This is a genomic window from Bacillus coahuilensis m4-4 (assembly GCF_000171615.1).
Taxonomy (GTDB): Bacteria; Bacillota; Bacilli; order Bacillales; family Bacillaceae_K; genus Bacillus_T; species Bacillus_T coahuilensis.
Genome location: NZ_ABFU01000125.1, coordinates 1 through 898, shown reverse-complemented (window position 1 = coordinate 898; position 898 = coordinate 1). Strand labels below are relative to the sequence as shown.

Annotated in this window: 1 protein-coding gene; it reads right to left on the bottom strand. The window is 55.5% G+C overall.

Annotation, left to right across the window (positions count from 1 at the left end; translation table 11 throughout):
• A partial coding sequence (locus tag M44_RS18875; RefSeq protein ID WP_010177170.1) for a hypothetical protein occupies window positions 1-898 on the bottom strand: 898 nt, incomplete at both ends.

Sequence of the window (898 nt, the reverse complement as noted above, 5' to 3'; positions counted from 1 at the left end):
AGCGAATAACACTCAGCGACCGGCAGAATAAATAATTTATCGACCTGATTAAGAGCCCGTATGCAGGCGGGGGGACGCTGGCGTAAATATTCCCGCAAAGCCACAATGCCCGGCTGGCGTAACGGCGCGCTCAACATTTGCCAGGCATCAGGCGACAGCGGCACAACGCTGCTTAAGCGGTTGCGGGTAGCTAACAGCAGCTCGCCATCGGCACTGCGTTTTGCTGCTTGTGAAACAATTTGCCCGCCCGCCAGTGCGCCAGCCTGAAAACTAAACAGCCGACGCGTAGCTGCCGGTGAGTTTTCCTGTTCACTTCGCGGCCAACTGCGCGAAAGGTGCAAAATACTGCCGGTGTCGGGATCGGTAAACCAGATGCGTAAACCATAATGCTCAATATCCTGCCAGCAACGCATACCTAAAGACACCAGCCGCAGATGATCAAGCTTTGCTTCTCCGGCAATGCCAGAGCCAACGACCGTGCGCCACGGCACAGGAGGAACTTCACCAATACTGTCGCGCCGGGCCATCTCTTGTGCGCAATTTAATCGACTGTTTAATGCCGCAAGCTGATGTAAGCATTCTCCGGCATTATAGTGGCTGGCGCGGGCGTGGAAGGCATCAACGCTGGCGCGCAGTTGCCGTAGCGATTCACTCACCCAGCGCCAGTTGCAGGTCTCTGCCGCCTGCAATGCGCGGTTGAATGCTGCCTCGTAATGGATGAGCGGCTGGCTGATGCCGCCAAGCCATAATGTCTGGCTTAATTGCTGAACATATTGACGACACGCGTTGCCTTCTTCGCTGGCAAACGGATCGTCAGATGATGTGACGTGTTCGCTGCGCATCTGCCAGATTAAATGGTTAAATTCTGCTTGCTGCGCTTTGGCCTCGACGAAGGCCT